Annotated in this window: 20 protein-coding genes; 9 read left to right on the top strand and 11 right to left on the bottom strand. The window is 53.5% G+C overall.

Annotated features, from left to right (window positions below):
• The first annotated feature begins 201 nt into the window (after positions 1–201).
• Together BLR35_RS20895 and BLR35_RS10660 are read left to right on the top strand one after the other, a co-directional pair.
• Complete coding sequence (locus BLR35_RS20895; RefSeq protein WP_090381504.1) at positions 202–735, top strand: hypothetical protein; 534 nt, start codon at positions 202–204, stop codon at positions 733–735.
• A 5-nt stretch (positions 736–740) separates the two neighbouring features.
• Positions 741–2,048: a hypothetical protein gene (locus BLR35_RS10660; protein WP_090381500.1), complete on the top strand. Its 1,308-nt coding sequence runs from the start codon at positions 741–743 to the stop codon at positions 2,046–2,048.
• 4 nt (positions 2,049–2,052) lie between these two features.
• On the opposite strand, the gene BLR35_RS10655 is transcribed toward BLR35_RS10660, so the two are convergent.
• Positions 2,053–3,039 (bottom strand): HEAT repeat domain-containing protein, encoded by a 987-nt coding sequence (locus tag BLR35_RS10655; protein WP_170831015.1) that lies wholly within the window; start codon positions 3,037–3,039, stop codon positions 2,053–2,055.
• A 230-nt stretch (positions 3,040–3,269) separates the two neighbouring features.
• Here BLR35_RS10655 and BLR35_RS10650 point away from each other — a divergent pair, with 230 nt between their 5' ends.
• Both BLR35_RS10650 and BLR35_RS10645 read left to right on the top strand, forming a co-directional pair.
• Complete coding sequence (locus tag BLR35_RS10650; RefSeq protein ID WP_211704972.1) at positions 3,270–3,692, top strand: hypothetical protein; 423 nt, start codon at positions 3,270–3,272, stop codon at positions 3,690–3,692.
• On the top strand, positions 3,692–4,735 hold the full coding sequence (locus BLR35_RS10645) for a hypothetical protein (protein ID WP_090381491.1): 1,044 nt from the start codon (positions 3,692–3,694) through the stop codon (positions 4,733–4,735). The genes BLR35_RS10650 and BLR35_RS10645 overlap by 1 nt, the downstream gene beginning before the upstream one ends.
• 177 nt (positions 4,736–4,912) lie before the next feature.
• Here BLR35_RS10645 and BLR35_RS20675 read toward each other — a convergent pair whose 3' ends face one another.
• On the bottom strand, positions 4,913–5,584 hold the full coding sequence (locus BLR35_RS20675) for a PIN domain-containing protein (RefSeq protein WP_170831014.1): 672 nt from the start codon (positions 5,582–5,584) through the stop codon (positions 4,913–4,915).
• A gap of 544 nt (positions 5,585–6,128) precedes the next feature.
• Here BLR35_RS20675 and BLR35_RS10635 point away from each other — a divergent pair.
• Positions 6,129–6,386: a DUF4326 domain-containing protein gene (locus BLR35_RS10635; protein ID WP_244510228.1), complete on the top strand. Its 258-nt coding sequence runs from the start codon at positions 6,129–6,131 to the stop codon at positions 6,384–6,386.
• On the opposite strand, the gene BLR35_RS20275 is transcribed toward BLR35_RS10635, so the two are convergent.
• The 4 genes from BLR35_RS20275 to BLR35_RS10620 all read right to left on the bottom strand — a co-directional run bounded on the left by BLR35_RS20275 (position 6,383) and on the right by BLR35_RS10620 (position 9,235).
• On the bottom strand, positions 6,383–7,084 hold the full coding sequence (locus tag BLR35_RS20275; protein WP_139169273.1) for a dual OB domain-containing protein: 702 nt from the start codon (positions 7,082–7,084) through the stop codon (positions 6,383–6,385). The two genes, BLR35_RS10635 and BLR35_RS20275, sit on opposite strands and share 4 nt — an antisense overlap.
• 4 nt (positions 7,085–7,088) lie before the next feature.
• Positions 7,089–7,556 (bottom strand): DUF488 domain-containing protein, encoded by a 468-nt coding sequence (locus BLR35_RS10630; protein ID WP_090381483.1) that lies wholly within the window; start codon positions 7,554–7,556, stop codon positions 7,089–7,091.
• A 92-nt stretch (positions 7,557–7,648) separates the two neighbouring features.
• Positions 7,649–8,188 (bottom strand): cold shock domain-containing protein, encoded by a 540-nt coding sequence (locus tag BLR35_RS10625; RefSeq protein WP_090381481.1) that lies wholly within the window; start codon positions 8,186–8,188, stop codon positions 7,649–7,651.
• Between the two features lie 57 nt (positions 8,189–8,245).
• Positions 8,246–9,235 (bottom strand): HNH endonuclease signature motif containing protein, encoded by a 990-nt coding sequence (locus BLR35_RS10620; protein ID WP_244510227.1) that lies wholly within the window; start codon positions 9,233–9,235, stop codon positions 8,246–8,248.
• A 134-nt stretch (positions 9,236–9,369) separates the two neighbouring features.
• Between BLR35_RS10620 and BLR35_RS10615 the strand changes: the two genes are divergently transcribed.
• The 4 genes from BLR35_RS10615 to BLR35_RS21240 all read left to right on the top strand — a co-directional run bounded on the left by BLR35_RS10615 (position 9,370) and on the right by BLR35_RS21240 (position 15,702).
• Positions 9,370–12,117, top strand: coding sequence for an AAA family ATPase (locus BLR35_RS10615; protein WP_090381476.1), 2,748 nt, complete (start codon positions 9,370–9,372; stop codon positions 12,115–12,117).
• The gene (locus BLR35_RS10610; protein WP_090381474.1) at positions 12,107–13,480 is read left to right on the top strand and encodes a hypothetical protein; all 1,374 of its coding nucleotides are present in this window, start codon (positions 12,107–12,109) and stop codon (positions 13,478–13,480) included. Before BLR35_RS10615 ends, BLR35_RS10610 begins: the two co-directional genes overlap by 11 nt.
• Before the next feature lie 231 nt (positions 13,481–13,711).
• On the top strand, positions 13,712–14,320 hold the full coding sequence (locus BLR35_RS10605; RefSeq protein ID WP_090381472.1) for a hypothetical protein: 609 nt from the start codon (positions 13,712–13,714) through the stop codon (positions 14,318–14,320).
• 644 nt (positions 14,321–14,964) lie between these two features.
• Positions 14,965–15,702, top strand: coding sequence for an HNH endonuclease (locus BLR35_RS21240; RefSeq protein ID WP_090381469.1), 738 nt, complete (start codon positions 14,965–14,967; stop codon positions 15,700–15,702).
• Between the two features lie 584 nt (positions 15,703–16,286).
• On the opposite strand, the gene BLR35_RS10595 is transcribed toward BLR35_RS21240, so the two are convergent.
• From BLR35_RS10595 to BLR35_RS10575, 5 genes are all read right to left on the bottom strand, one after another.
• Entirely contained in the window at positions 16,287–17,549 is a 1,263-nt protein-coding gene (locus tag BLR35_RS10595; RefSeq protein ID WP_170831013.1) for a tyrosine-type recombinase/integrase, read from the bottom strand.
• 136 nt (positions 17,550–17,685) lie between these two features.
• Positions 17,686–19,605: a helix-turn-helix transcriptional regulator gene (locus BLR35_RS10590; RefSeq protein WP_139169272.1), complete on the bottom strand. Its 1,920-nt coding sequence runs from the start codon at positions 19,603–19,605 to the stop codon at positions 17,686–17,688.
• Positions 19,606–19,829: 224 nt separating this feature from the next.
• Positions 19,830–20,039 (bottom strand): hypothetical protein, encoded by a 210-nt coding sequence (locus BLR35_RS20270; protein ID WP_139169271.1) that lies wholly within the window; start codon positions 20,037–20,039, stop codon positions 19,830–19,832.
• 821 nt (positions 20,040–20,860) lie between these two features.
• A complete protein-coding gene (locus BLR35_RS10580) occupies positions 20,861–22,123 on the bottom strand; it encodes an McrC family protein (protein ID WP_090381459.1) in 1,263 nt (420 codons plus the stop codon).
• 7 nt (positions 22,124–22,130) lie between these two features.
• Positions 22,131–24,656, bottom strand: a complete 2,526-nt coding sequence (locus BLR35_RS10575) for an McrB family protein (protein ID WP_090381457.1) — start codon at positions 24,654–24,656, stop codon at positions 22,131–22,133.
• Positions 24,657–24,688 lie beyond the last annotated feature (32 nt).

Raw genomic sequence — 24,688 nt, 5'->3', positions numbered from 1 at the left:
GGTAGACTTCAACTTGGTATAGTCGATCCTACAATCTGGTGCTGAAGACACTCTCTATTCAGCAGCCTACTCTTATCATATTATGATCGTTTCAATAAAGCCGACTCAGCCAACTCGTCACCACTCATTATGATCTTCACTTTTTTGAAATATTGTTAGGTATTTTTCATATGGGGTCGAAGGGCGATATAGAGTGCCACAATGTCCGACAGCAATCACGGGGTTCTACGGCGAGTCATCCTGGCGACGGTGGGGACGGTCAGTGCTGGTGCAGTTGGGGCAAGCAGTGTTGGAGCCGATCACGAGGATCAGACGTATCCGTACGACTACGACGAAGAACCAAACTACCACGACGACGTGGATATTGAGGAAATATCCGAAGCAGACGATTCCAAGGAGGTCGTTTGTACCCGGAGCTGTGACGACAGCGAACTCGATCGAGACGCATGTCCCGAATGTGAAGAGTGGTCAGCGGGCGTCCTCACAGCGTACAACTGTACAGAAAGACCTGCTCGGCTGTACCTCTCGACGACTGGACCGAACAGCCACGATCACTGTCTCGACGAACGAAATGTCGAGCTGCTAGATTCGGAAACAGAGATTACCCTCGAATCAGGAGAACGGCAATCGATCTGGTTCCGCGGGTCTATCCGGCAAATGGCTGTCGAAGAAGGAGACATCAACATAGGAATCGCCCAGCGGTCAGCCGAGGAATCGATGGATTGCTCTGGCTGAGAAATATGCGCCGGAGACAGTACCTGTCGGGAGTGGGAGCGGGGTTCGGCATAGTTGCTGTAGGGCCGACCAACGTCGGCCCCGAGAGCGACGACGTTTCCATCGAGATTCTCGAAACGGACTCACCGGTTGAAGCAGGACAACCTCTCTCTGTAACTGCGGAAATCGAGAATACGGGTTCGACTGAAATTTCACGAGAAGTCGAACTGGTGGTCGGAGAGGGCCAGGAAACGATGAGCAGACGAATCGTGACGCTTGGTCCCGGCGAGACGACGACGGTTGATTCCTTCTCGTACTACACGTTTCCCGTACGGGAAGACAGTGAGTTTCCCGTAGCCGTCGAGATGGGGGATAGTCGAGCCGAAACGTCCGTCGAGGTATTCGGTCTCGACGAGTTCGACGAGCAGTATGCCGAGCCGGCCCGAGAACTCACGATCCAGCCGGAGACGACGGTCATGTTCGAGGTCAATACCGATCCCTGGGACGGTGGATTGAATTGGTACTTCGACACCGAACATCGAGGACCTGCAATGAGTGCGTGGTCCGACGTATACGCTGCTGAAGAGGGTGTCGAGTTCGCGACGCACACGTTCGAGTCCGAAGGGACCTACGACATCGCCACAACAGTCGGCGACGACCCACGTCTGATGACCCAGTGGGAAGTCACGGTATCCGCGGATGGAGAAGCACCACCTTCTATTGACGCCGCATATCCCGAGAGGACCGAGGTCCCCACTGAGGGGGACTACGAACTGGAGGTCGAGGTCTCGGCAGGTGATGCAGAACTCGACCGCGTTATCTGGTGGATGACACAGACGGATCAGTTCACGCTCTCCGAAGTGAGCGGTACCACTGATACAGCTACGACAGAAGGAGGGGGCTGCCACACCTGTGAAACCGAAGCCTGGGTGCGTGACGAAAACAATCTGCTGACGATTAGCGACCAGTGGGTGTACGACGAGGATGCGTCGCTCGACGATGACACAGAGAACGGAGACGATGGTATCGACGCGGTCGATGTGACGATCCTCGAGACGAACGAGCCCATAACAGGTGGTGAAACTCTCGAGGTGACTGCCATGCTCGAGAACGGGAGCGACCAAACTGCCACGATGGAGGTGGCACTCGTTGTGGGCGAGGACCCAGAGGTCGTGGATACGCGATCCGTCTCGGTTGCTGCTGGTTCGACCGAGCAGGTTACGCTCGAGTTCGAAACGTATCCGGTAGAACAGGACGACTCGTTCCCCGTCCGCGTCGAAGCTGCCGAAAGCGTCGATGAACGCGAGGTTACCGTCTATGGGATAGGCGGATGAACGCTCAGGATATCCGATCGACGGCCTGAGCGGCAACTGACCGAACTGTCTCGTCGGGATCGGATTCAGCGGTCGATTTCAACTGCTCGAGGGCGACTGTAGCGTTGAGTTGGCCGAGTGCTCGACACGTGTTTCGGCGAACGACCGGTGACGAGTGATCGGTTAACTCGGCTAGAGCCGGTATTGCGTCTTCGGCTGCGTCTGGGTTCTCCGCGCCGATATGGAGTATTGCAGCGGCTGCATTGCCTGTGACGAACTCGTCGTTGCTCTGGAGACAGTCGACGAGCACCGGTACGTGGTCCACGATCTCGTCTGGATACTCGACCGCGACGTCTCCGAGAAGCCCGATGGCGTTGGCACGAACTTTCGGTGGTGCTGTCGAGTCAGCGATATCGGCCAACGTCTCTGTCGCCTTCGTCCCGGCGGTGGGATAGCTGGAGACGATCGCACCGAGCGCAGAGAGAGCATTGGTTTGATACGTGCGATCTCGATCGACGACGCCGTCGGTCAACTGGGGAACGACTGGTTTCACCTGCTCCGGATACTCGTGAGCCACCTCTGACAGGATGTACACCGAATTCTTGCGGATTTGCTCGTTCTCGGATTCGAGCAGTGCTGCGAGCGTTGGAACTAAATCGACGAACGAAGACGGATCTTCGTTCACCAACTCGACACAAACGCCAGTAGCTGCTTGCGTGACGTCGGTGCTATCGGTCGAAATACGATCCGAAATCTCGTCTCGAAGCTCGAGTACCGCAGCTGGATCGTTCCGTGCGAGCTCTCGAAGACAGCGAAGCACGAGCGGCGTCTCGAGTGAGGGACGACCGAGCAGCCGCCCCAGATGCTCGACGAACGGCTCGGCGATGTCGTCTCGAGTGCGAGCCACGTTGAGCAACGCGACGATTGCAGCTCCGTGTGCCGCCGGCGGTGCAACTGGCGTCGAGGTAATTTCGGCCAACTTCTCCGGATCGATCTGTTCCGGGTCTGTCAACGCCAGTTGACGGAGTTTTTTCGCTCGATCCGTTAGGTCACTCCCAGAACTGTCCATAAAACATCGGTAAATACACATCCACAATAAAGTATGTATCACCGAAGTGTTCCCGCAAATTCGGGGGAGGCTTCCTGCGTAGAATCAGCACGGATAGTTACTTGTAGTTTGGGCGACGTGACAAAGGCATGGACCGTCACTGGCTGACAATTGCCAGTCCCACAACCGAGGCGATGACCAATCCCTTACTGGCCGCCTGTGAAGACGGCTACGTCCCCGACTCGGTTCAAATCTTGTCGAATCCGACTGTCGAAGACGACATCTCATCTGTCGTTCCACTTCTGGAGACGATCGGTGAGGAGTACGACGCAGACACGACAGTCGACGTTCACACCGTCTCCGAAGAGACGGCCTTCACAGAGATAGTCGATTTCTTTCGGGAAGGAATCGAGGATGCGGGAGCAAACGAACAGGTCGCCGTTGATATCACACCCGGTCGCAAGTATATGTCGGCAATCGCGTTCCAGGCAGGTGTTCGATACGGTGCCGACCACGTGTTCTACCTGTTGCTGGACTCGAGCGAGTTCTACGGCCAGCTGTTCCCCGACATTCCGCGTCCAGCGGTCGATCTCATCGATTTCACGGAGGTGGTCTAATGGAGGTCGCACGTCGCCATCTCACGACCGTCCTCAACGCGCTATACGACGCGGGTAAAACGAGTATCTCCGTGGAACACCCCTGCAATACAGTCGGTGAACTGTTTCGAATCGAGCTCGAGAAACGCCGTCGGAGTACGGTCCGGTTCACGCAGGGGACGATCAGCTATCGAGAGAGCAGGGACGCAGTCCGTCAGCAGTTCGGAGAAGATCCATACGAGGATCTTCCCGGGCACAACGAATACGTCAAAGCGGCTGTTGCAGGTGGCCTCGTCGAACCGGAGAACGCCGACGAGATCGAGACGTTTCTCGACCGGCACACCCACCCCGACCTGACGGCAGGTCACAACCCTGTCATGGTCGCGTACGACACCAACCTCTTCGGCTTCCGTCTGCCGGAAATCCTCGATATCGATCCGGTGACAGGGTCGACTGACGACGAAGGACGACCACCGACGAACGGATACGCGTTATCGGGTGGCGTCAAAGAAGAGCTGGACTGGTACTATAACCGGTTTTCCACGCAGACCCTCGAGGACGCGTTCGGCCAGGAGTTCGCTCGAACCAAAGACCAGCCAGCAGGTGCAAACCGAATAGGGGTTCTCGGGCTCTACGAGTTCCGCAATCGCATGGCGAATCGAGCAGTGGACATCGTCCCGTCGGATACCGGTGACGACGACATCATTGATGCATACGAACGATACGACAAAGGCAACCGGAAACGCGTGCTCTTGTTCAGCAACGACTACGAATTCGTCGACAACGCACGAGCACAGGACATCTGGGCCCAACACGTTACCTTTCCGGTCGATCTCCCACGGAAAGTGACTGCCTCCTGGACGGACATCGCGAACACGCTCTACGTGATGGCAGTGATGTTCGGCGTTCTCACCCTTCCAAAAGTCACGCTGTATGGCGTTTGGTCTGGGAAAAGAGGACTGGAATGGCAGCAAGAACAACTTGACATCGATATTCGTAGCCCCGTCGTCGAACCGCGTCTCGAACGCGATCTCGCGCTAGTTGAGCAATTCGAGGAACTATGAACAGGGTTCAGCGAGCAATTAGAATCCTTTGAGGCTGATACGGGAGCGTGTTGTATAGCTGTGTTCTCGAACCTAGTGAAATTGAAAACTACGAGCATTATAGCAGCCAGAGCAATCTCATTCGTAGCTCAACGTATCCAGTCTATTGTGAGTCTTCTCCGAGAAACTCGAAGGCTTTCACTTGTCCCCACGCCTGCATGTCTTGTTTGATTTACTGTGGGCTAGTGCTCGTTCAAGGTGAGATAGTTCCTGTTCAATTAGCTGAGGTGGAACTTCATATTCCGTCAACAAGGATTCAATAGTATCTAGTTTAGGAGTGGGTGTCGGTGGATCAGTAAGAATCGGAAGGTTTGCTCCGTCAAAAGAGGGCGGATCAAGATATAGATCGCGCAAATCGTATATAATTTCTGGCATTCGATCGTTAACACGATCGTAGACGGCTTCAAGAGAACCGTACATTTCGAGAGCATCCATCGCGGACTCGGCACTCACGTTTTGAAGTCCATCATTATAATCCGTCCCAACAAGAATGGCAATATCGATTAAATCTCTTCGAGAAAATTCGGTCTCGGCCTCAAGTGCCCGCCGATTAATCAATTCCTCTGGACCTTGGCCTGTGAAACCACGTATCTGGATTTCAGCTCCATACAAAAGTGCATCCCAGTCATCTGACAGTACAAAATCAGCGTATCCCTCCCGATTCAACATGGCTGCTCCAGCTTCTCCATCGAATGGATATTCCTTAACAAACGGGATATCAAGAGCGTCCAACGTTTTTGCCATCGACTCTCTGAAAAATTCATTTTGTGGGTAAGGTGTATCCTCGGTCGACCGTTCTGGATCAGTCATCTGGCGAACCGAACTCGAAAACTCTCCATCAAACACAAAGATTAACGGAATATCTGCCCGAATGTACTTTCTAACACCGCGAAGTGTCCCAATCACGTGCGCTATACTCCCACCGTCTGAGTACGACCATACCTGATACGGAACGTCCGCTTTCACAGCGCTCGCTACCTTTGTCACCCAATTCAATGCATCCACAGCGCCAACCCGACCGGAATGATTAGTCAATTGAATCTCTGATGTCGGAGCAAACCGCCCAACCCATGGAGCTCCCATAGATTTCCAGTAACGTTGTATAGTCAGATAGCCAAAATTATGGTTTTGGTTTGGTGGTTGAGAGTCGTTCTGAGGCAGTAAGGTTGGTAGTACAATAGCGATCAAACTATCCTCATCTCGGTGATGTTGTAAGTGTTTAGTATCAGGACCACCATATAGCTGAACAGAACATCGTCAAGGATCTCCAATCATGGGTTATCAGTCTACACTAACAGGTGAGCCAAAGACCGAGCTTGTGAATGTGAGTCGATATGGGAAGGAGGGAGTTCAGATGATTGACCGAGATACTCGATTCGGGAACCCATTTAGGCTGAAAAAAGACGGTGGCGACTATACGCGGCAAGAGAGTGTTGACCGCTATGAAAAATGGTTCAAGAAGAAAATTAGAACAGATCCCGACTTCCGAGCGGCAGTTGAGGAACTGCGCGGAGAAACACTTGGCTGTTGGTGCAAGCCCAAAGCCTGTCATGGGGACGTGATATTGGCTTACCTCCGAGGAAATTTGGAAGTGGAACCAGAAGAAGATTAAAACCCAATCAGGTGAGATGCCTGCAGAGAGAAAACTGCAGCCACAATTTTATAACACATCTTATTTTCGTCACTTGCTTCACCTAGGCTAATCGTGAAGAGGATTTCCTCGTGGTCGCTAACAATCTCTTCGGAAGGAAGTGACCCGACGCCTGCTGTTCGGGCTTGCTGTCGCCATGTCGGATCAGTAATAGGGAGGTCGTATTCGTGTCCGTCAAATTCAAAAGCTGTTCGTGGTTGAATGGTACCATCGTCCTTCTCACGAACGTAAAACGTAGGTTCAGTTGGAGAAATAAGCGTGAGAGAACGAAAAACAGGAGTATTCGTTAGCTCACGTTTCGGGATAGCATGTGCTGTATCATGCAAAATAGTGCCTTCACGTTGGAGGGCAGCGTTGATTGCTAATATCGCTCGATCGTGCAACTCAGTATCAATGAGCTCCCACGACTCAGATGAGATGACCCAGTTTTCGGGTTGATGGTACTTCGGCCACTGGTGATCAAGCTTAACTCGGACAGTATCAAGCGGTTCAGGATGATGTCCCGAGACAGTCTCATATTGGGACTCTAAGAGTCCTGCACCGGTATCGTCCGAAACAGGGCGTAACCAGCCGCCTGTATCAAGCCGCACCCCGGCTACACAGCGGTCCCCGTGCTTCTCCGAATTGGCTAGGCAAACCATCTCGATAGCGTCTGGCATAAGACTACCCCGTTAGGTGAACACCTTCGACATTCCCCCAATGGTCGTTCAAGTACTCGACAATAAGCCGTCGGTGACAGTACTCAGGCTTATGTTCACTGCAAAGCAGCACAGTCGGTTCTTCGAATAGAGCTGGATCTAGGGTCTTCTCGATCTCGCGGTCACGTAACAACTGTTCGAACCTTCGTTCGTATTCGGTCCAGCTGATAGTATCATCACGCCATGCATCGAGCAGTTCTTTTGTCGGAGCCAGTGATTCACGATGGTCGTAGTCTATCTCGAGCAGCGAGTCGAGGAAGTATTTCAGATCATCTCGCTTGGCGAAGCCGGCTAACTGAGAGCGGTTATTGAGACGTACATCGAAAAGACGTTGGATGTTTGCGTCCTCAAGGAGGCCAAAAAATGTACGTGCATCTTTCTTCGTAAAACCGATCGTGTATATTGTTGTAGAACTATCAATAGTGCCGGACATGAATTTATATTTACTAGTAGGTATTGAAGACGTTTATGGTAAGCAGAAGGGGTGGGTCGGTCGAACGCCCGTAGTGCTCCTTCGACTGTCGGTCATCGGAACTTACGTTCATCTCGGAAGTTCTCAATATCGAGTTCGGTCGGGGATGCCTTCCCAGGACCATATTTTGTATCGTCCTTTTGGTGACCGAAGCCCAGACGGGATTTCGTGTAATCGTCCTCTGGCTTATCGTAAGACTCTCGATCCCGATTACGAGAGACGATCTCGATGTCTTCACACTTCAATCCCTTTTCGTTCCTAATGACGTCAAATTGTAGCCGATCTCCTTCTTCGATCCATGTTGAATCGATATCGGAGATGTGAAAGAAGGCTTCCTCCATGAGTTCGTCACCATTCGAGAGAGTTCGTGTGACGTCTGTAGTTGCGACAAACCCGAAACCCCGGTCCTCGTCATATGTGATTACGGTCCCTGTTGCCTCTGCTTCGACTAATTCCCGTGGAGATGACTGCGAGGATGATTCTTCGTTCGGTGATGGCTCGGGAGCGCTACAGTCGACCAGATCCTGATGGTACTCAAGATTCATTTTGCTGTTGAAACTCTCCCCACATGTCTCACACTCAAACCGAGGCATATTACTTATATTTCATACACAAATCTAAATACCTTTGTTTGATTCCTGTAGTATTCCTCATACCCACTCGAGCGCCGCGTTGTGCTTGACAACGTAGTCTGTGTCGACACTCCCATCTGGTAGTGGTAGCTGTTCTCCAGCTTGATCCACGATCGTTCGCTGTAGCAGGTCACTCTCCGTGTCGAAGTCCGGATTCACTCGTAGTCGGTAGTCTTGATCGATGGTGAAGAGCTCTCGGTCGAACGCTGCGTGATGGGTTTTGCTGAGTGGTAGAACGTTAGACAGATCGGCCCGATACTCGGGATAGTCGCTCCAGGATAAAACGTGTGCCACGTCCAATAGCCCTGGGTGGTCTACACCCGAGATTGGACAGGTACGATCGAACCGCGCCAATGCAGTCGCTCGAAACTCCGGATCAATTGCCCGAGCTTCGACAGCCGTCTCGTACGTTCCTGCTGTCATCGGATTTGCTGTCGTTGACGTAATCTCGACTTCAGAATCGGCCCATGCTTCGACGGCAGTATCGGTGAACTGGCGTCCTTCGTCTGAGAGTACGTACTGTTCACCATCTTTCTCGACGAGTCCGAGGCTCCGCAGCCAGTTCACACGCTGGAGAGCCATGTCCGGATTCTCTGGATTCCAGCCCAGTTCAGGATGCGTCTCGAGTTGTTGGCAGCCAATTTCTTCAATCGTCATTGGACCCACCGAGAGCGCATAGAGCAAACTTCGCAAACCGACGTTTCGCCGACACATGAGCTCGAGGAGTGTTTCCGTCGTCGGATCAGCAGCGTATCGCTCGCCTTCGGGACCAAGCACCCAGCGGTCATCACTGGTTGCGAGAAAGCCGACATCCTCGAGGTACTCGACACGGCGCATGATCGAGTCTTGGCTCGAAACACGAGCGAAACTCCCCCGATGCCAGCCTACGAGCTCGTCCGTTGTGGGGTGTTGTTCGTCGACGTATTCGATGATAGCCTCGAGTGTCCCGACGTAACTCGTTGCTCCGCCGAACATCGGGACGATCGAGCGGAGCCGTTCTGGAGGCATGGAGAAAAAGTGAGAGAGCCAGCTATTGTTTCTTTCCCTATATTATGTTTCCAGGACGAAGTAAATTCTTTTCCACCTAAAACCGTTCAACCGTCGGTATTTCTTTATCGAATACGTGTGTCACTTGTAACAAGATGATCGAAGCAGGTCCAGCACTAGATACTGACCAGCTGGTTGAGAAATATATTGCAGATCACGATTGGGAACAAGACAAAGCACATGTTCAGAATACGTCGCAGGCAGTACAGGTGCTTGTAACCAGTCTCGTGGAAACCGGCAGTATCGATGAAACAGAGATGCGGACGATCTATAATATCTGCCAGAACGATCAAGCGTTCAAGCCTGGATCGAAGAAAGAGCGGATCGACGAGTTAGATATTGATCAGGAGACGAAAACAGAACTCAAAGAACGAATCGAGGAGGGGACCGGTATCGTCGGGAAAGGAACCTATAGTGTCCCGATCGACGGCTATGAAGATGAAGCCTTTGCGTTTCTCGAGTCTGCTGTTACTGCAGATGAGCGGGACGAAATCGACACTGCAATCGAGGAGTTCGCCGCGCTGAACATCGATCGAGTACAAGCCGGTATCGTTTCTCCGATACTCTATTTTCTACACCCAACAAAATATCCGATCAGTAACGACCGTTCCAGAGCAGGAATGGAGAAGTACTTCGGATACCGTACATCTCGAGCACTCACAGAGTACATTAATGACATTAAAAAGTTCCGAACGGTGAAAGAAAAGTATCCGTTCGAGGACGATTTCCGGCATCTGGATAGTTTCTTCAACTGGATCGACAAGAATCAGCACTTACGCGTCGACACGACGCAAGCTCAAGATATCGCTGACAATGTCGAGTTTTACTGGGTAAACCAGAATCGGTCTATCGAATTCGAGAACGAGTATCTTCGCTCACGGGATACGGCATGGCAACGAGATCTGACTGTTCTCGAGCCGGGTGACGTCGTATTCCACAAGAGAGACCAAGAAATACGCGGTGTCTCTGTCGTCGAGAGTACTGCTACTAAAACCGAAATGGAGGACGGAGAGTACTACCGGGTTGAAGTCGATATCACGGAACTCGATGACCCGCTTGAATTGTCTGATATCAAGCCAACACTCCGGAATTCGAAACTCAAACAAGAACAGAATCGATATCCGATCGATAAAAACGGCGATATCATTCAAGCGTATCTGTGTCATCTTTCTCGTAGTGCCGGAGAGTACCTATTCGCCGCTTCCGACGTAACACCAGCTGATATTGAGGTTCCGACATCTGGCGAAGAGCAACCCACGAATTACTTCTGGGCGACAGCAGATCCCTCGATCTGGTCCGTTACAGATATCGACGACAACGGCGAGGTCTACTATACTGCGTACAACGAGAAGGGGAACAAAAAACGACTGTTCGACGCGTTTACGTCGGCATCTCCTGGTGATCGTGTACTCTTTTACGAGTCTACCCCCGTCAAGGAGATCGTTGCTGAAGGCACTGTGATCGACGGATTCAATCCTAATTCCAACAGCGTCGACGGAACAGTCGAATCTGCTACCGAGAACACTCCTGAAACGGATGCAGGGATTCGAATCCGCGTCGATCGGCGTATCGACGGGATTAGCTGGGAAGAACTCAATGCCGTTCCAGATCTCGAAGATGCAGCACCGATCTCGAACCGTGCTCAGGGAAGTCTCTTCCCGCTTACCGAAGACGAATTCGAAACGATACTGGCATTAGAGGAACCCGTCACGGACGGCGTCTCACAGGACGCTATCGACAGACTCGCCCAGAAACTAACCCCACCACAGGTCGACATCTCGGTTCCTGACGAGTTGTACTTCGAAGACGACGACCGATTAGAACGAGAGATCGAAGCCTCGCTTCGCTCTGGAAAACACATCATCCTCACTGGCCCACCCGGCACCGGAAAAACAAAACTCGCCAAAGCGATCTCCGAATCTGCCACCTCCTACGATCAGATCGATGGATATCGATTCACGACTGCGACCTCGGAATGGACCGCGTTCGATACGATCGGTGGATACGTTCCGTCCACCAGTGACGGCGGTCAAGAGTTACAGTTCGAACCCCGGCTGTTCCTGAAATGCTTCCGGCAGGACCGTATCGTCAACGAGTGGCTCATCATCGACGAAATCAACCGGTCAGACATCGACAAGGCCTTCGGACAGCTCTTTTCAGTGCTGTCCGGTGACTCCACGGAACTTCCCTACGAACGCGACCGAACCGTCGAACTCCTCTCGCTCTCTGAATCCACGTCACGTGAGGATCTCGAAGACGTGATTTCGAACCCGGACGCGTTCCCAGTCACGCCGTCTTGGCGGCTCATCGCGACAATGAACACGTATGACAAAACCTCGCTATACGAAATGTCGTACGCGTTCATGCGTCGCTTCAACTTCATCCACGTCGGTGTTCCGGATCTTACCACCGAGAACGGTCGCGTCCGAACATCATTGCTTGATCCAAATGCCGACGACAATTACGCGACGGCATGGCTCGAAGACGACGATACGCTCCGCCCAGTTCTCGAAGACGTATATCCCGTCGTTGCGGTGCTGTGGCAGCGCATCAACGAAGACCGAGTTATCGGTCCATCGATCGTCTACGACATCATCCGATATCTCGACTCCTACGATTACACAGACGACACGCGAAGCGACGCGCTGACGTCTGCAGTCATCTCTCTCGTCTATCCGCAACTCGAGGGAATGCGACCCGAACAGCAAAATCGGGTGATCCAGTCGCTGACCGACAGTAACGTTCCTACTGAAAACGGTGACGTCGATCTCCCGCTCGATGGGGCGTTGCTACGAAGCAAAGCGACGGACTTCTTCGGCATCACGTTCGACGATGAAACGTAGTCTCACTCGAGAGACGCTCGTCGAGGAAACCACTGCGGAGTTACTTGCGTATCTTCTCAACGGCGAGATAAACACGACTGCACTCACCCAGTCACTCGACTACGAAGGGCTCGATATCCGTGACTGGGATCGCATCAAACGCATTCATTTCTGTCTCACCGAGGACGTCCAGGACTTTATCACGGCGCTTCCCGATCGAATCAGGCGAATCAAAACAGAACATCAGCGGGAGCACGTCGAGACACAGGGCGAAGTCCGGGGTTCGATCGACTGGAGTTCGACCCTCCGAGACTGGTCTGATACTGGATACGCCGACCAGAGTCGGTATGTCTGTGATACACCCTACACCGAATATAACATCCCAGAGAACCGTGTTCTGAAACGCCTCCTCTGGAAAATCCATCGGACTGTTACAACTGAGTTGGAAGACATTGATTACGACTGGCGCCGCGAATACTGGACCGACGAGCAAATCAACCAGTTCTCCCGGCTCTACAAGCAAAATGTCCACCTGAACCGCATCACCGACGGGCAGCGTCTCACAGTCACCGGGCAAGACCTTACGGCTGCCAGACGATCTCGTCTCACCCTCTACAACGACGCCCACGCCCTCTACGATACGTTCGAACGGCTCCACGCAGACCGGTTCGATCCAGACATCGTCGAACTTCTTGGGGAGACACTCATTGCCCCGACATCTACGCCTCGCCTCTTCGAGCTCTTCTGTGTTTTCCGCATCACGCGTCTTCTCAACGAATACGTTCCTGGCTTCCAACTCCAACCAATAGACGGTGACACGGGAGCGTTAGCAACGCTCAAAACCGACGACCAACGTATCGAAATATACCACGATGCGACTGGTAACCTCAGTTTTCACGAAGTACTTGATGCCGATGACCCGCCAGAACACTCGGCGTTCAAACGATACTACGACTCGGTATTCGACTACCGAGACGTCCTCAGCGAATTGACTGGTGACAAGTCAGACCCAGTGCTTTACCGCGGTCGTCCTGACGTCATTATCGAAATCTACGAGACAGGCGACACTGTCGATCAACTCCAGTCAGTCCTCATCGGCGAAATCAAAGAATCCGAAGACTACCAGGTCTTCAAACAGGGACTCGAAGAACTTCTGCGATATCGGCAGTTTGCCACTCATGAGGGGTATCTCATCGAGAGTTCGGATGTTTCTGTGAGTAATCTCCTCATCACTAACGGTGTTCAGACAAGTGGAGTCAGTGATGTCGTTACGCACCTGAACGGGAAAGATCTAGTATTGGCTGCGGAGAATTCCGATCAGGAGTCAGAGTGGCTACAAAATATGGCGGGTGCTCTCTCGACTTCCTCCGTGGAAAGTCACTAGAATTACTATATCCGATGATCGGAGAGTTTCAAACACGTCGTATCTGAAGCAGGATTTCACCTGCCTTACGTACGGACTCGCTTGTCATTCTGCTGGCGTCATTGGGAATATAAGGAACTCTCCCACTTTCAGCGTGCAGAATCGTTTTCGACCGATGTTGCCCCTCTCGAAGACAAACGTTGAGCCGTACTGGGGACCATTGACGATCTCGAGACTGCCGCACAAGACCAAGTGATCGACGAGCTCGTTGATCGGGCGGAGAACACCATCGATGCTGGTGACGACAAACACTTTGCTGGTGCTCCAGACGAAGCCGCACAAGAGTACGAAGACGGCGTCGAAGCGCTATCTGAGGCTCGAAAAGTCGCAGCAAATTTAGAGTCTGATCAGGTAGAGAAAATTGACCAGCACTTACGTAGAGTCCGGGTTCGCCAACAGAGCCTCGACCTGTCTGATACTCGCCAAAAGGTTCGTGAAATCGTAACCAAAGCTCGAGAACACGCTGCCGCAGGCGATCAGGCGTTCCACGACTCGAAGTACGACATCGCGTTAGAAGAGTACGAGAAGGCATACGACCGATATGAATTCCTCGCGACCACGCTTGACGAGTTTTCGTTTGAAGAACCATTGAATAGTTCCGAGGTTTGTGACGTTTGTCAGCAACAGTTTGGCGGAGAACTTGATTTCTGGCAGATTGAACTGGGTGTGACGTTGCAGGTATGCCCAGCATGTGCACGCTTTGGTTCAGCTGGGAACCTACCGAGTCCTCGAGACATTGCCGTCGAACAGCAAACTGTCAGAGAAAACATTGAGAGCCTCCGAGATGGGGACGTCGGATAACCTGCTTAAATCGAGCCAAGAAGTGCTATGACGACCCTCATCGAGCCAGAAGTATTGGCCCAATCAAAGAAACATTTGCTCCCGGAGGCGGGACAAGGGGCTACGCTGTCGTTGACACGCAATTCACGAAAGATGAGTGGGTCGATAACGAGGAGATTCCAGAGGACGTCGTGGAACGATTGCGGCCGATAACTTACTTATCGATGGGTGATAGTCGACAGCCAGATGCCCTGATTTAACAAGACGTGCGAGTCATCGATCAATATAGATGAAAATGAATATCCTGTTGCTGTCGTTGAGGCAAGTGACAGCCACTTACGTTAGACTAACTCTTGTCTTAGGAGAATTAGTTCATAGCGTTATACAGGATCGGTCTAACAATCTTAACTGTAGTCGGTATTTAAGTGATTAATTCTAGGCCAATACACTGCGAAGCGCGGTACAACTTCCAAGAATTCCGGGTAGTGGATCGGCGGTTGGTGCGCCGACCCGCGCTTCCAAGGAGGAAGCATGCACAAGAACAAACCCAAGCACTACGAGTGTTCCCGCACCCGTGGTATTCTCCAGACGAACAGTATCGACTTAGGCGATTCTGCCGATGACTTGCCAGGCAAATCGATCGAATTGTCTTCGAGGTGGTCTTTATGAGCGAACACCAACGGGACCAGATCCCCCCACAAACTCGGCGAGTCGTGCTCGAGCGCGACAACCATGAATGCCAACTCTGCGGGAATCTCGGCGAACGAGCAGGTGGTGAAACGACCCTTCACCTCCATCACCGGCGCTCCCCGCTCGAAGGAGGATCGAACGAACCGTCGAATATCCTGACGCTTTGCGATGAGTGTCACCATCACCACCACAGTAGCCGAACGGACCCGGACCAAGTCCAAACTAATCTCGACGAGTACGACCTCTCGACTACGCCTGCGGACTATAAGATTCTCGACTCGATCGAGTCCGTCGGTCCAGCGTCAACTGGGGAAATCGCCGATGAAGCCTGCATCAGTTGTGTCCACGCGCGGCGTCGCTTGTATGCACTCGCCGCTGCGAACGTGGTCGCCCGTGACGTCGACGGTCAGTGGGATCTCGCAGACCGGGTAGAGGAACCGGCCCGAGGTCAACTACCCGACGACCCTGAGCGGGCGGCCCGTTTCGCGCGAGATGACGTCATTCGGCGGATGCGTGACGCCGGAATGTCCCATGCTGAAATTGCTGAAATAGTCAATCTCGACGAGCGTACGATCCCCGTTGCAGCAAATCGTGCACGGGCGTTCGACCCGCCAGTTCCACCTATATCTGGAAGTGAACCAGATCTAAGCGATATCGCCCGTCGAGTCGCATCGATCGAACGCCAACTGGACGAGTCTGAAACGAGTACGTAGGCTCCGTCTCATTTTCCTCCCTACGACTGTCGACGGAACGAGGACTGGAAGAGTGTTCATCCCCTCCTGTCCCCAAAAGTCATTGTCCCAAGGGTAGATTATAGGGCAGGACGGGTGTCCGCCTTGGACCCTCCGTCAGTTGTTACTGCAGTACCTTCTGCGCAGACAGTCGCGACAAATGCTCGAGATATCTTGGAGGTATCCGTCGTCGTCGTACTCTCTCACGTCAACCCGACCCGACTCGGGAAACGGATTAGCACAGTCAAGACTGTCACACTCGCGAACAGGCCCGCGCCCGAGAATAGCTTCAATATGCTGTCGGCAGTCCGCACACAGATATCCCGACTGGAGATCCGTTTCGCGGTTATCCCAGCACTGGTACAAAATTACAGTATCTTCATCGACGACGGAACGGTCACAGCCGATACATAGTTTGATCTCGGAATTGGCCAGCACTCTGGACGTCATTAGTTATCGCCCTCCACTGTCCGAGATTTGTAATACTGATCGTTTGAGGAGTGATCTGGTTCGTTAGGATTCGTGCGTATCTTCATAGGTGCTTTTTTAGATAGTAGTCTGTCGGGTTACTCCATCCGATCGAGGGTGTTCCGACGAGTTTCGGGTGGGGCGTGGACGTAGCGCTGGGTGGATTCGGCCGACTTATGACGCATCTGCTCCCGTGCCTGCTCGAGGTCCCCCTCCTGGGTCATATAAGTACCGAGTGAGTGGCGAATAGAGTACCACGTAAGCTTCCGGTTCGTGTCGTCAATCCCCGCTTCCTCCAAGAGCTGCCGGAACAAATGATTCAGCGTCTTCGAGTTGTACGGGTTGCTCTTCCGATTGAGCCAGAGTTTATCTGTATCATCGTATTTCGGACAGGCGTCCCGCTCGTCGAGCCAGAGGTCGAGCGCGTCAGTAGTTTCGTCTCGTAACGCGACCTCCCAGTATTTCCGGTTCTTCGCGGCGTCTTCCTTGGGAATGGAGAGGATCTTGGCACCCGGCTGGTACCAAGATGTCCGCGCACGCTCGACTTCGCAAGGGCGAAGTCCGGCGTCGAGTGCGACCATCACGAGGGACGCGAACTTCCACGTCTGGTTCTGGCGCTTCCAATCGTCCATGGTGACCTCGTCCTTGGGCTTGCCGAGCCGCTGCGCGAGCAATGCTTTTTTACGGCTCCGTTCTTCTGGAGAGAGATCGTTGTAGACCGGCATGCTACCGAAGGTCGTGGCAGCCTCGCGGAGCCGACCGCGCTCCTCGCGGGTGAGGGGGTCGAATTGGTCGTACTCATTCTGCGAGAACTTGGTTTCCGGTTCCCACGGTTCGTCCTCACCGTCGGACTGCCACTGGAACAGCTTTTTGAGTGCGTTCACGAACTTCTTCTTGCTGTCAGCAGCGTATGGTTCTCCGGTACGTTTCGTGAATTTGTCCTCATCAAGTGCCTCGACGAACGCGTCAGCGTGGTCGGTCGTGAGCGTGGAGACAAACCCATCGGTCTCGTGCCGCCAGACCCAGCGGTGGATCTGGTCCAACCGGCTAGCGTAGTTCGACCGACTCTGCTCAGAGAGCGTCCCGTCGCCCTCGCAAGCGTCCTCGGTCGCGAGCCACTCAATGAAGCGCTCACGCTGCTTCTCGTAGAGCATTGCCTGGCGCTCGCCGAGGTACTCCTGTGTAGGCTCAGGCACGTGTGGCGTGTCGGTGTGGGGCTTCTCTTTGGAGCTGTTCGGCTGATGTGATTCAGAATTGTTGGAATTGGGAGTTGACATTTTGTTCTCCGAGCGCGCGACCGTCGAGGACTCGACGTCGTTCTGTGCTGCTACGCACCGTGGCTGCTCATCTCGGCGGGTCACGCGCTCGCCCCCACCATGGCCGGCGCGTTCCCGCCGGGCGGCGGCGGGACGACTCTCGAATCGGCGCATTCGGAGAGTCGCAATTTGCAGTCGGACGTATGAAGTCTAGTACGTCCCGCCGCAAGAGGAAGAGCAATCAGTCAGCCGACGAGGCCTGCTTGCCAGGGAGGTCGACATACCAGCGGTCGTCGATAACGTGACCCTGATCGGGGTTGGTGTCGGTGAGGCGCCACCGATAGGGTCGATTCTCGTCGAGTTTCTCTACCAGTCCGTCGTCACGGAGGTCCTCGAGCCGATCGTAAACCGTTCGCTTGGCGATGTCGACGCGCTCAACAACTTCTTTTGCCGTGAGAGCATCACCTTGCTCTAGTACGTCGATAACCTCGCGTTCGCCCGCGCTCCGAACTCGTCGGAACACCTCGTTCTCAGAGTCGAGCGGGCCTTCGGTGAGAATCCAGTCGGGAACAGCCCCCGTGTGGACGAACACGGTTGCTCCGTCACGACGTCCGAACCGGAAAATCCCCTGGACGACCTGGTGTTCGCGAAAGTGGGTGAGATAGGGATCTTCGGCTTCGTCAGGACGAGATTCGACGGCGTAGGTTAGATTCTTTCCCCGGTCTCGTCTCTTCTCGGGCAGGTCAAGGGTGTCTCCATTCAACGCTGCGAGGCGCTTGATCTCGTGGTCGCCCGGGTGTTGACTCCCGATTACCATACCAATTCGGACCGCATCTCCCTCGAATCGGTTCGTTCCCTTGATATTGCCGTAATGGGCCGACTCCTGAACGTGAGTCCATTCTTGAGAGAGTACCCGTTCCGCAGCCTGCGTGGTGATGACCGCTGGTTCCTGCCCCGTCTCCCGGTAAACGGCCTTGATCAGCGCGAGATCCTTCTCGGAGTGGACGTTTCTCCCACTAGCGTACGGTTTGACATGCGTGGTAGTTTGGTAGACGCGATAGCCGAGCACGTCGCGAAGATATCGGCTTCGGCAGTCGTCGCAGAGGACTCGTTCGTGTCGAAGGCGCTGGTCTGCTGGACATCCGAGACGACCTTCCCAGATACGATCTATCGGGGTGCCATCGAGACCGATAACGGCCGCCGCTGTCGAAAGGTCGGGTGGGCGTCTGACGTATAGCCGTCCGTCTACGCTGTCGTAGACTGCGACCGCCCCGTCGGGGAGTTCGATTCGTTCGGCCCCGCTCCCCATTTCCTGACGCTCCGTCTCCAGTACAGATAGTGTAACTGTGCGCGCAAGTCCGTGCCCGCCTATACGTCCGACAAGCGTGGGATCGCCGAACAGTTCTGCTGTACGGAGATTCTCTATCGTCTCTTCTACCTGCTCTTTCGGTCCAAACGTGCGGAAACTCTTGAGCTGGTCCACTGATTCAACCGGCTTCTCACCTTCGTCAGTCTCCCACGTTATCTCGTCCGTATCGGAGAGATACTCGCTGATGATCCGATGAATATCGTTGGCATCGAAGTCCGTTCGGAATGCTTCGCCGGGGTCCTCGTCGAAGACCACGATCCGGTCACGGATCACCTCCGGAACGTATGCGTGAGTAGGGTGACCCACGAGTACCCGGTGTTTCCGGCACTCTTCCCACCCCTCCACGTAGGGACATGTCTGATCCTCCGAGCAGGGGAGGTTGTACGTTGGATCGGCGTGGAGTCGCCCTGGAGGGATACCTCGGTCGCGAAAGTCGTGAACGCGGTCCTCCCAATCCTCGCCGAACGCGCCGTCCGCGGTTGGACAGTCGTCGTCAAATATCGGAAGTTGATGAGAATCCAGTCCAGCTTGTTCGGCCCACTCTTCTATCTGATTTCGTGTCTCTTTCCGGTAGGTAAGGACGGTAATATCCACTTCCTCCTCGGCAGACAAATGTGAGAGGTCATCGGCGATGGTAGCGACCGTGCGTGACTTGCCGAGTGTCGGAAGGGCGTCAACGAGAACGCCGAAGACATCGTCTTTCAGCGCTGTCTTGATAGCGTCGTGGATCGCCCGTGAACATGCTTCCCGCGCCGAATCATGCGAGAGGTCGCCATCGGTACAACACCCCATCGGACTGTAATCTCAGGTAAAGTATGATAAAATTGACTGTACAGCCAAGAATTTGACCGAACAGGGGCCGATGGGAACTACCGATTATCCCACAGTGACTCTCTCTGCGATAGTTGGTTACACTATACTCGTTTACTCACCAGATAGCTGGTATCTGCGAGCATCACGACTGAAACCAGAGACGCAATTCAGTCGTGATATTGAGATGATTTTGTTGAAACGAACTATTCGGCTTCTTCGTAAAGATTTGTGATTTCGAGTACGTGTTTAGTTGGAATCCACATCTCGCCAGATCCGGTGTTTACTTCGAGAAGGTCACCGTCTTCACTATACCCATATGACCAAAATGCGACTCTCTTCGCGGTCGTTGGACCGTCTTCTGTCTCGATAGTTACTTCCTCATCAAACCGAGCAATATATTTTGGATTTGTCATTGTTTCTTGACACCTCGATATTCTATTAATATGGTTGTGGGGAAATCACTACTTCTTGATTCTCTGGTTCATAACACTGATCGTGACTGTAAAGCCAGACACGTTCGAACTTTCGTCCACATTCAGAACATTCTCCGAGAACTGCAATCTTACCACCTTGCATTATGTAGTCATAGTCGAAAAAGACGGTATTTGCGCGTTCACAGTCCTTCGGAGAATTATGGGGGGACCGCTCAGGGTTATTCGAAGACATACATAACACATTCTGAACCAGTAATGTATAAATCTTTGTCAGATATTCTTTTCGATTACCGATCTGTTTTTGAGTTCAAAACCAGATCCGAAATTCCAGACCTGTTCTGTGACTCCGTGGCAGTCTAGTTGTTATCTTCGAACCAAACTTGGGCCATGCTCGTGATCCTGGCGGTACTCTGCTTCCAAGCGCTCGTCTTTCTCCTCCATGGCGCTCGTGAACTTTTGCGCGCGATTGTACCCGCGACAGATCCTTATCCGTATAGAGCAGGTTGATGACGTGTGTATCGACTATATCCGCACCGAAGTTGCGCGCACCACCAAACTGTAAGTCGTAGTTGTCGTTGTGTATGTGCAGGTAGTCGATTGCATCGACAAGCAGCCCGATGTACTCCGGTTTCAGCTCGCGAAGTGCGAGTCGCCACGTCCCTTGAGGTGCCACCGTGGTCCCAATTGTCGTTAGACTATCGGTGATTAGGTATCGTCCTCGGCGATTTCACCATCAGCTAGTACTACAAGCTGATCGGCCAGGGGAACTGCACGAAAAAGTCGACAGGCGGACTGCTCGCCTAATATTCAAGGATAGAATCAATTGCCATTCCAACAGCATCCTCGAACTGCTCAACGAACTCGTCGAATCCGTCGACGGCAGCGGCCGTCGGCAATTCAACGATTTCGAGCGGGAACTGCCTAGCGACCTCTGCTGTCGTCGTATTCTTCCCGTCACAATTGGGGTAGAACAGTATTCCCGGAGTATCTCGCCCTAGCATGTATGACGTGAGCTGGTAGTAATCACTATTTGAGGGCGTGTCGGTCTTCCATTTTGCATCACCGACGATAAGCGGCCGTTCACCTTCATAGATGGTCACGTCGGGTTTAAGCGTCACATTGTGCTTGCCGCGAGTCAACAGGGATTGGGTCTTCTCCTGCGGTTTGACCGTCCATCCCCGCTGCTCCGCAACGGTGGTGACAGCTCGCTCGATAGCGTTTTCGAATACGGTATTCATGTTTACCAGCAACGAGAAGGACGTGCTACTCCCAGTAGTCAACTCCGAGACAAACGCATTCTTGATCACCAACCGAGATAACCGGAGGATATCCTCATAGTGTTCAGAAAGCCGCGTTAATTGAATTCCATCGAGCTCGGCACTCGTGACGGGTATCAGTTCAACTCGTCGCCGAAGCAATTGTTGGTGCTGTCGAAGAGCCTGAGTGATCGATTGATCGGATACGATCCCGAGCAACACCGACGTCGCGTAAAGAATGGCCTGATTGGCTGTTGTGTCGTGCGTGAGTTCGTCGTAAGTACACTCGAACTTCGTCGGGGTTGGAGGATGCCGCTGGAGCTGCTGCTGGACGTTCAACTGTCCACGAAGATGGGATTCTGTATTATCAACACGCCGATAATCGGTCCGCAGACCCCGATTTAATACGTCCCGGAGTTCGGCCTCGAACAACGCCCCAAACGCGTCGAGAAACGTTGGTCCTCGCTGGAATGGCGTCTCTGACGCAAAGGTCGTCGGCGTCGTATCCTGTGCATACTGGAGCAAATACAACAGGTTCGTTCCCGCAGCTTTCGGACGAACCTGGATAACTGGACCATCCGGAAGTGAGACGATGCCGACGTACTGGGTCGCTTTGAGGACTGCTTTTCCATCCCGGGTATACCACAGCTTGATACGATCTCCATCTCGATCTGACCCTCCGTTGACATCATGGGTCAGCATCCGCGCGGCCTGCTCGCCCAGCTCGATTGGATCGGATTCCTCGTACTCTCCGAGCTCAATATCGGCGGCGATCTCGGTCTCGTCGCGCGGAACAGGGATCGACATGGGACCGCTATTCAGCCTCCGTATCCTCGACGTATTCCCTGACGAACGAACCCAGTTCCGACTCCAGGGCAGCGGCGTCGAACGCTTTGATCTGCTGGTGCTTCCAGTCGAACAACTGCTCGCCATTGCCGGAGAACAGGGCATCACGAATCCGCTCGTACTGTCCGAAAAAGTACTCTTCGAGCAGGGGTAGGATTTCGAACCGCCACATGTCGACGACGTCCTGATTGTCCGACAGCCCGTAAAAGAATGAATGACCGATCTGCTTGCCCCGACCGAGATCAGGCTGATCGCGAATTCGATCATTCAGCATCTTAACCGCAATTAGTGACTGGGCGATCAGTCGATTATCGCCCGTCGTCCGTGCAGCGTCCTCGACGGCGCCCCAACTGTCGAAGCCGTTGGCTTCCCGGCCATTGTCGAGATTCGGGGGGAACGACAGAAACCGGAAGCGACGCCGCAAGGCGGCATCAACGAGTGCGATCGATCGGTCGGCGGTGTTCATCGTCCCGATCAGGTAGAGGTTCGGCGGAATCGAGAACGAATTCCCAGAGTGAGCCAGCGAAATCGCGACCTCGTTCTTACCGTCAAGCCGTTTGTCTACCTCTAAGGCGGTGATCATCTCACCGAAGATCTGGGCGAGATTCCCGCGGTTGATCTCGTCGATGATCATGACGTACCGGGGCGCCGGCTCAGAATCCTCAGACGCGTAGTAGGCTTGGCGAGCCCGTTCCGCGAACTCAAGGAAAACACCGGGCTGTTCGTCATACCGTACCTGCCCTTCCTCGGTTGTGTCGACGCTCAGGCCTTCGATGAAGTCCTCGTAGGTAAACGAAGGATGGAACGTCACCGTCTCGAGCTGGCCTGTCGTAGGATCGACGTGGGGTTGTTGATTCAGCCACCAGCGAGCGAACTGCTCTGCAGTATACGTTTTCCCAGTTCCGGGCGGCCCATAAAACACCATTTGCCCGACGTCGATGAGCTGGCGTGCGATATCCTCCCCCCGGTCGGGCATTGGCCGATCCGTCAGTGGCTCAGTCTTGTCGTCCGGATCGAACTTCGGTGTCGGAATTTCGACGTCGTACTCGTCGTTAATAATCACCTTTGTCTTTACCTGGTCCATGTTTGGAGACAAGCCGACATGTGACTGCAGTCCCCGAAACAGAACGAAAAACAGCGTCTCTGACGGAGACACTTGTTTGGTACGACCGATACCGAGCCGATCAGCCGCCTGTTCGAATTCATCTGCACGACTCTCGTATACGTCTTTGATCATCGAGATATATGCAGCTTCACGTTCCGTTAACACGGCATCGGGTTCGACCATAGAGAGAGTATCCGTAAAGCCCTGGACAACGACCTCGGTGAAGGCGTCGAGAAACCAGTTCCGGTCTCGTTCATCAAACGGCAACTTCGTTCTCACGTCGACGACTGCATCCGTCACTGTGTCGTACCGCTCGACTGCGTCCGGCTGCGGGATCGACCAATACCGCTCTTCGGCGAGATCTACGAGTGCTGGCTGCTCCGCGATACAGAGATACAGAAACTCAAGCGGGGATTCAGTGAAATAGGCGCCGTGTGCGAGCTCGAAATTCCTATCGTAGAAGAGGTTCTCAGTCGAGTCGTAGATCCGTTGGAGTCGATCGCGGTAATCTGCGTTCTGAAGCAGGTCTTGATCGATGTCCGGAGGGTCATCAAAGGGGTCGTAGTTCCCAAGCGGGCGGAAATACCCCTCGCCACGCACTTCCTGTGGCCAAGAATCATCCGGCGGGCCCTCGAAGTCCTCCTGTAGCGTCGACGCGACTGTCGACACCCCAGCAAGCTCCCGGCTGTCTTTTCGGACATGGAGAACGAGGTCTCCTACTTCTGGATCACGAAGGGTTTCATAGATCTGGCGACCGTCAGAATCCTCACTACGAGAGAACACTGCCGATCCCAGGGGGAACTCCCCGTTTGGCTTTTTGTACGGTTTATCATTGACTGATGTGACCTCGATGAAAACCGAGGGAGTCTCTCGAGTGGTCCGGATCATCTCTTCGAGGGAGCCGAACTCGTCTCGAAGGTTTTTGACAGCGTCGTCATTCGGAATAACAGTTCGCGTCAGTGCCTCTTGGTCGATTCCGAGGAGATCATGCAACCGGTAGCTCTCGAGTTCGATCGGGACTGGAATATCTAGGAACAGAACAGCATCGCTAAACTCGTCACTGGGCTTGATTTTCTCTGATCCTTGATTAGAAACGAGTCCTGTGAGAACATCGCCGATCTCGTTGGTATCGTTCTCGACTGTTTTGACTTTGGCCGCCCAGCTGTAACGATTACGACCGCGATAGAAGAGAACGTAATCACCGGCAGTGAGGCCAGATGTATCAACATGATCGGCGAGTGGCAGCGGCCACGAGTGAACGATTTGATCGTTTCCCGGGGGGCGATACGAACTGAGTCGAGCGCGTTCGACACCCTGATAGACGAGTTCGTCAAAAACGGCCTGTTCTGTCGGACTAGTCGCAGAAGCGAGGACGATACCAGGCGCCATTGCATACAGAGGTGGTGTCAAGGCTTATAAAT

This window comes from Natronobacterium texcoconense (genome assembly GCF_900104065.1).
Taxonomy (GTDB): Archaea; Halobacteriota; Halobacteria; order Halobacteriales; family Natrialbaceae; genus Natronobacterium; species Natronobacterium texcoconense.
Note: the sequence above shows the minus strand (reverse complement) of the source record. Positions and strands in the feature narration are given on the sequence as shown.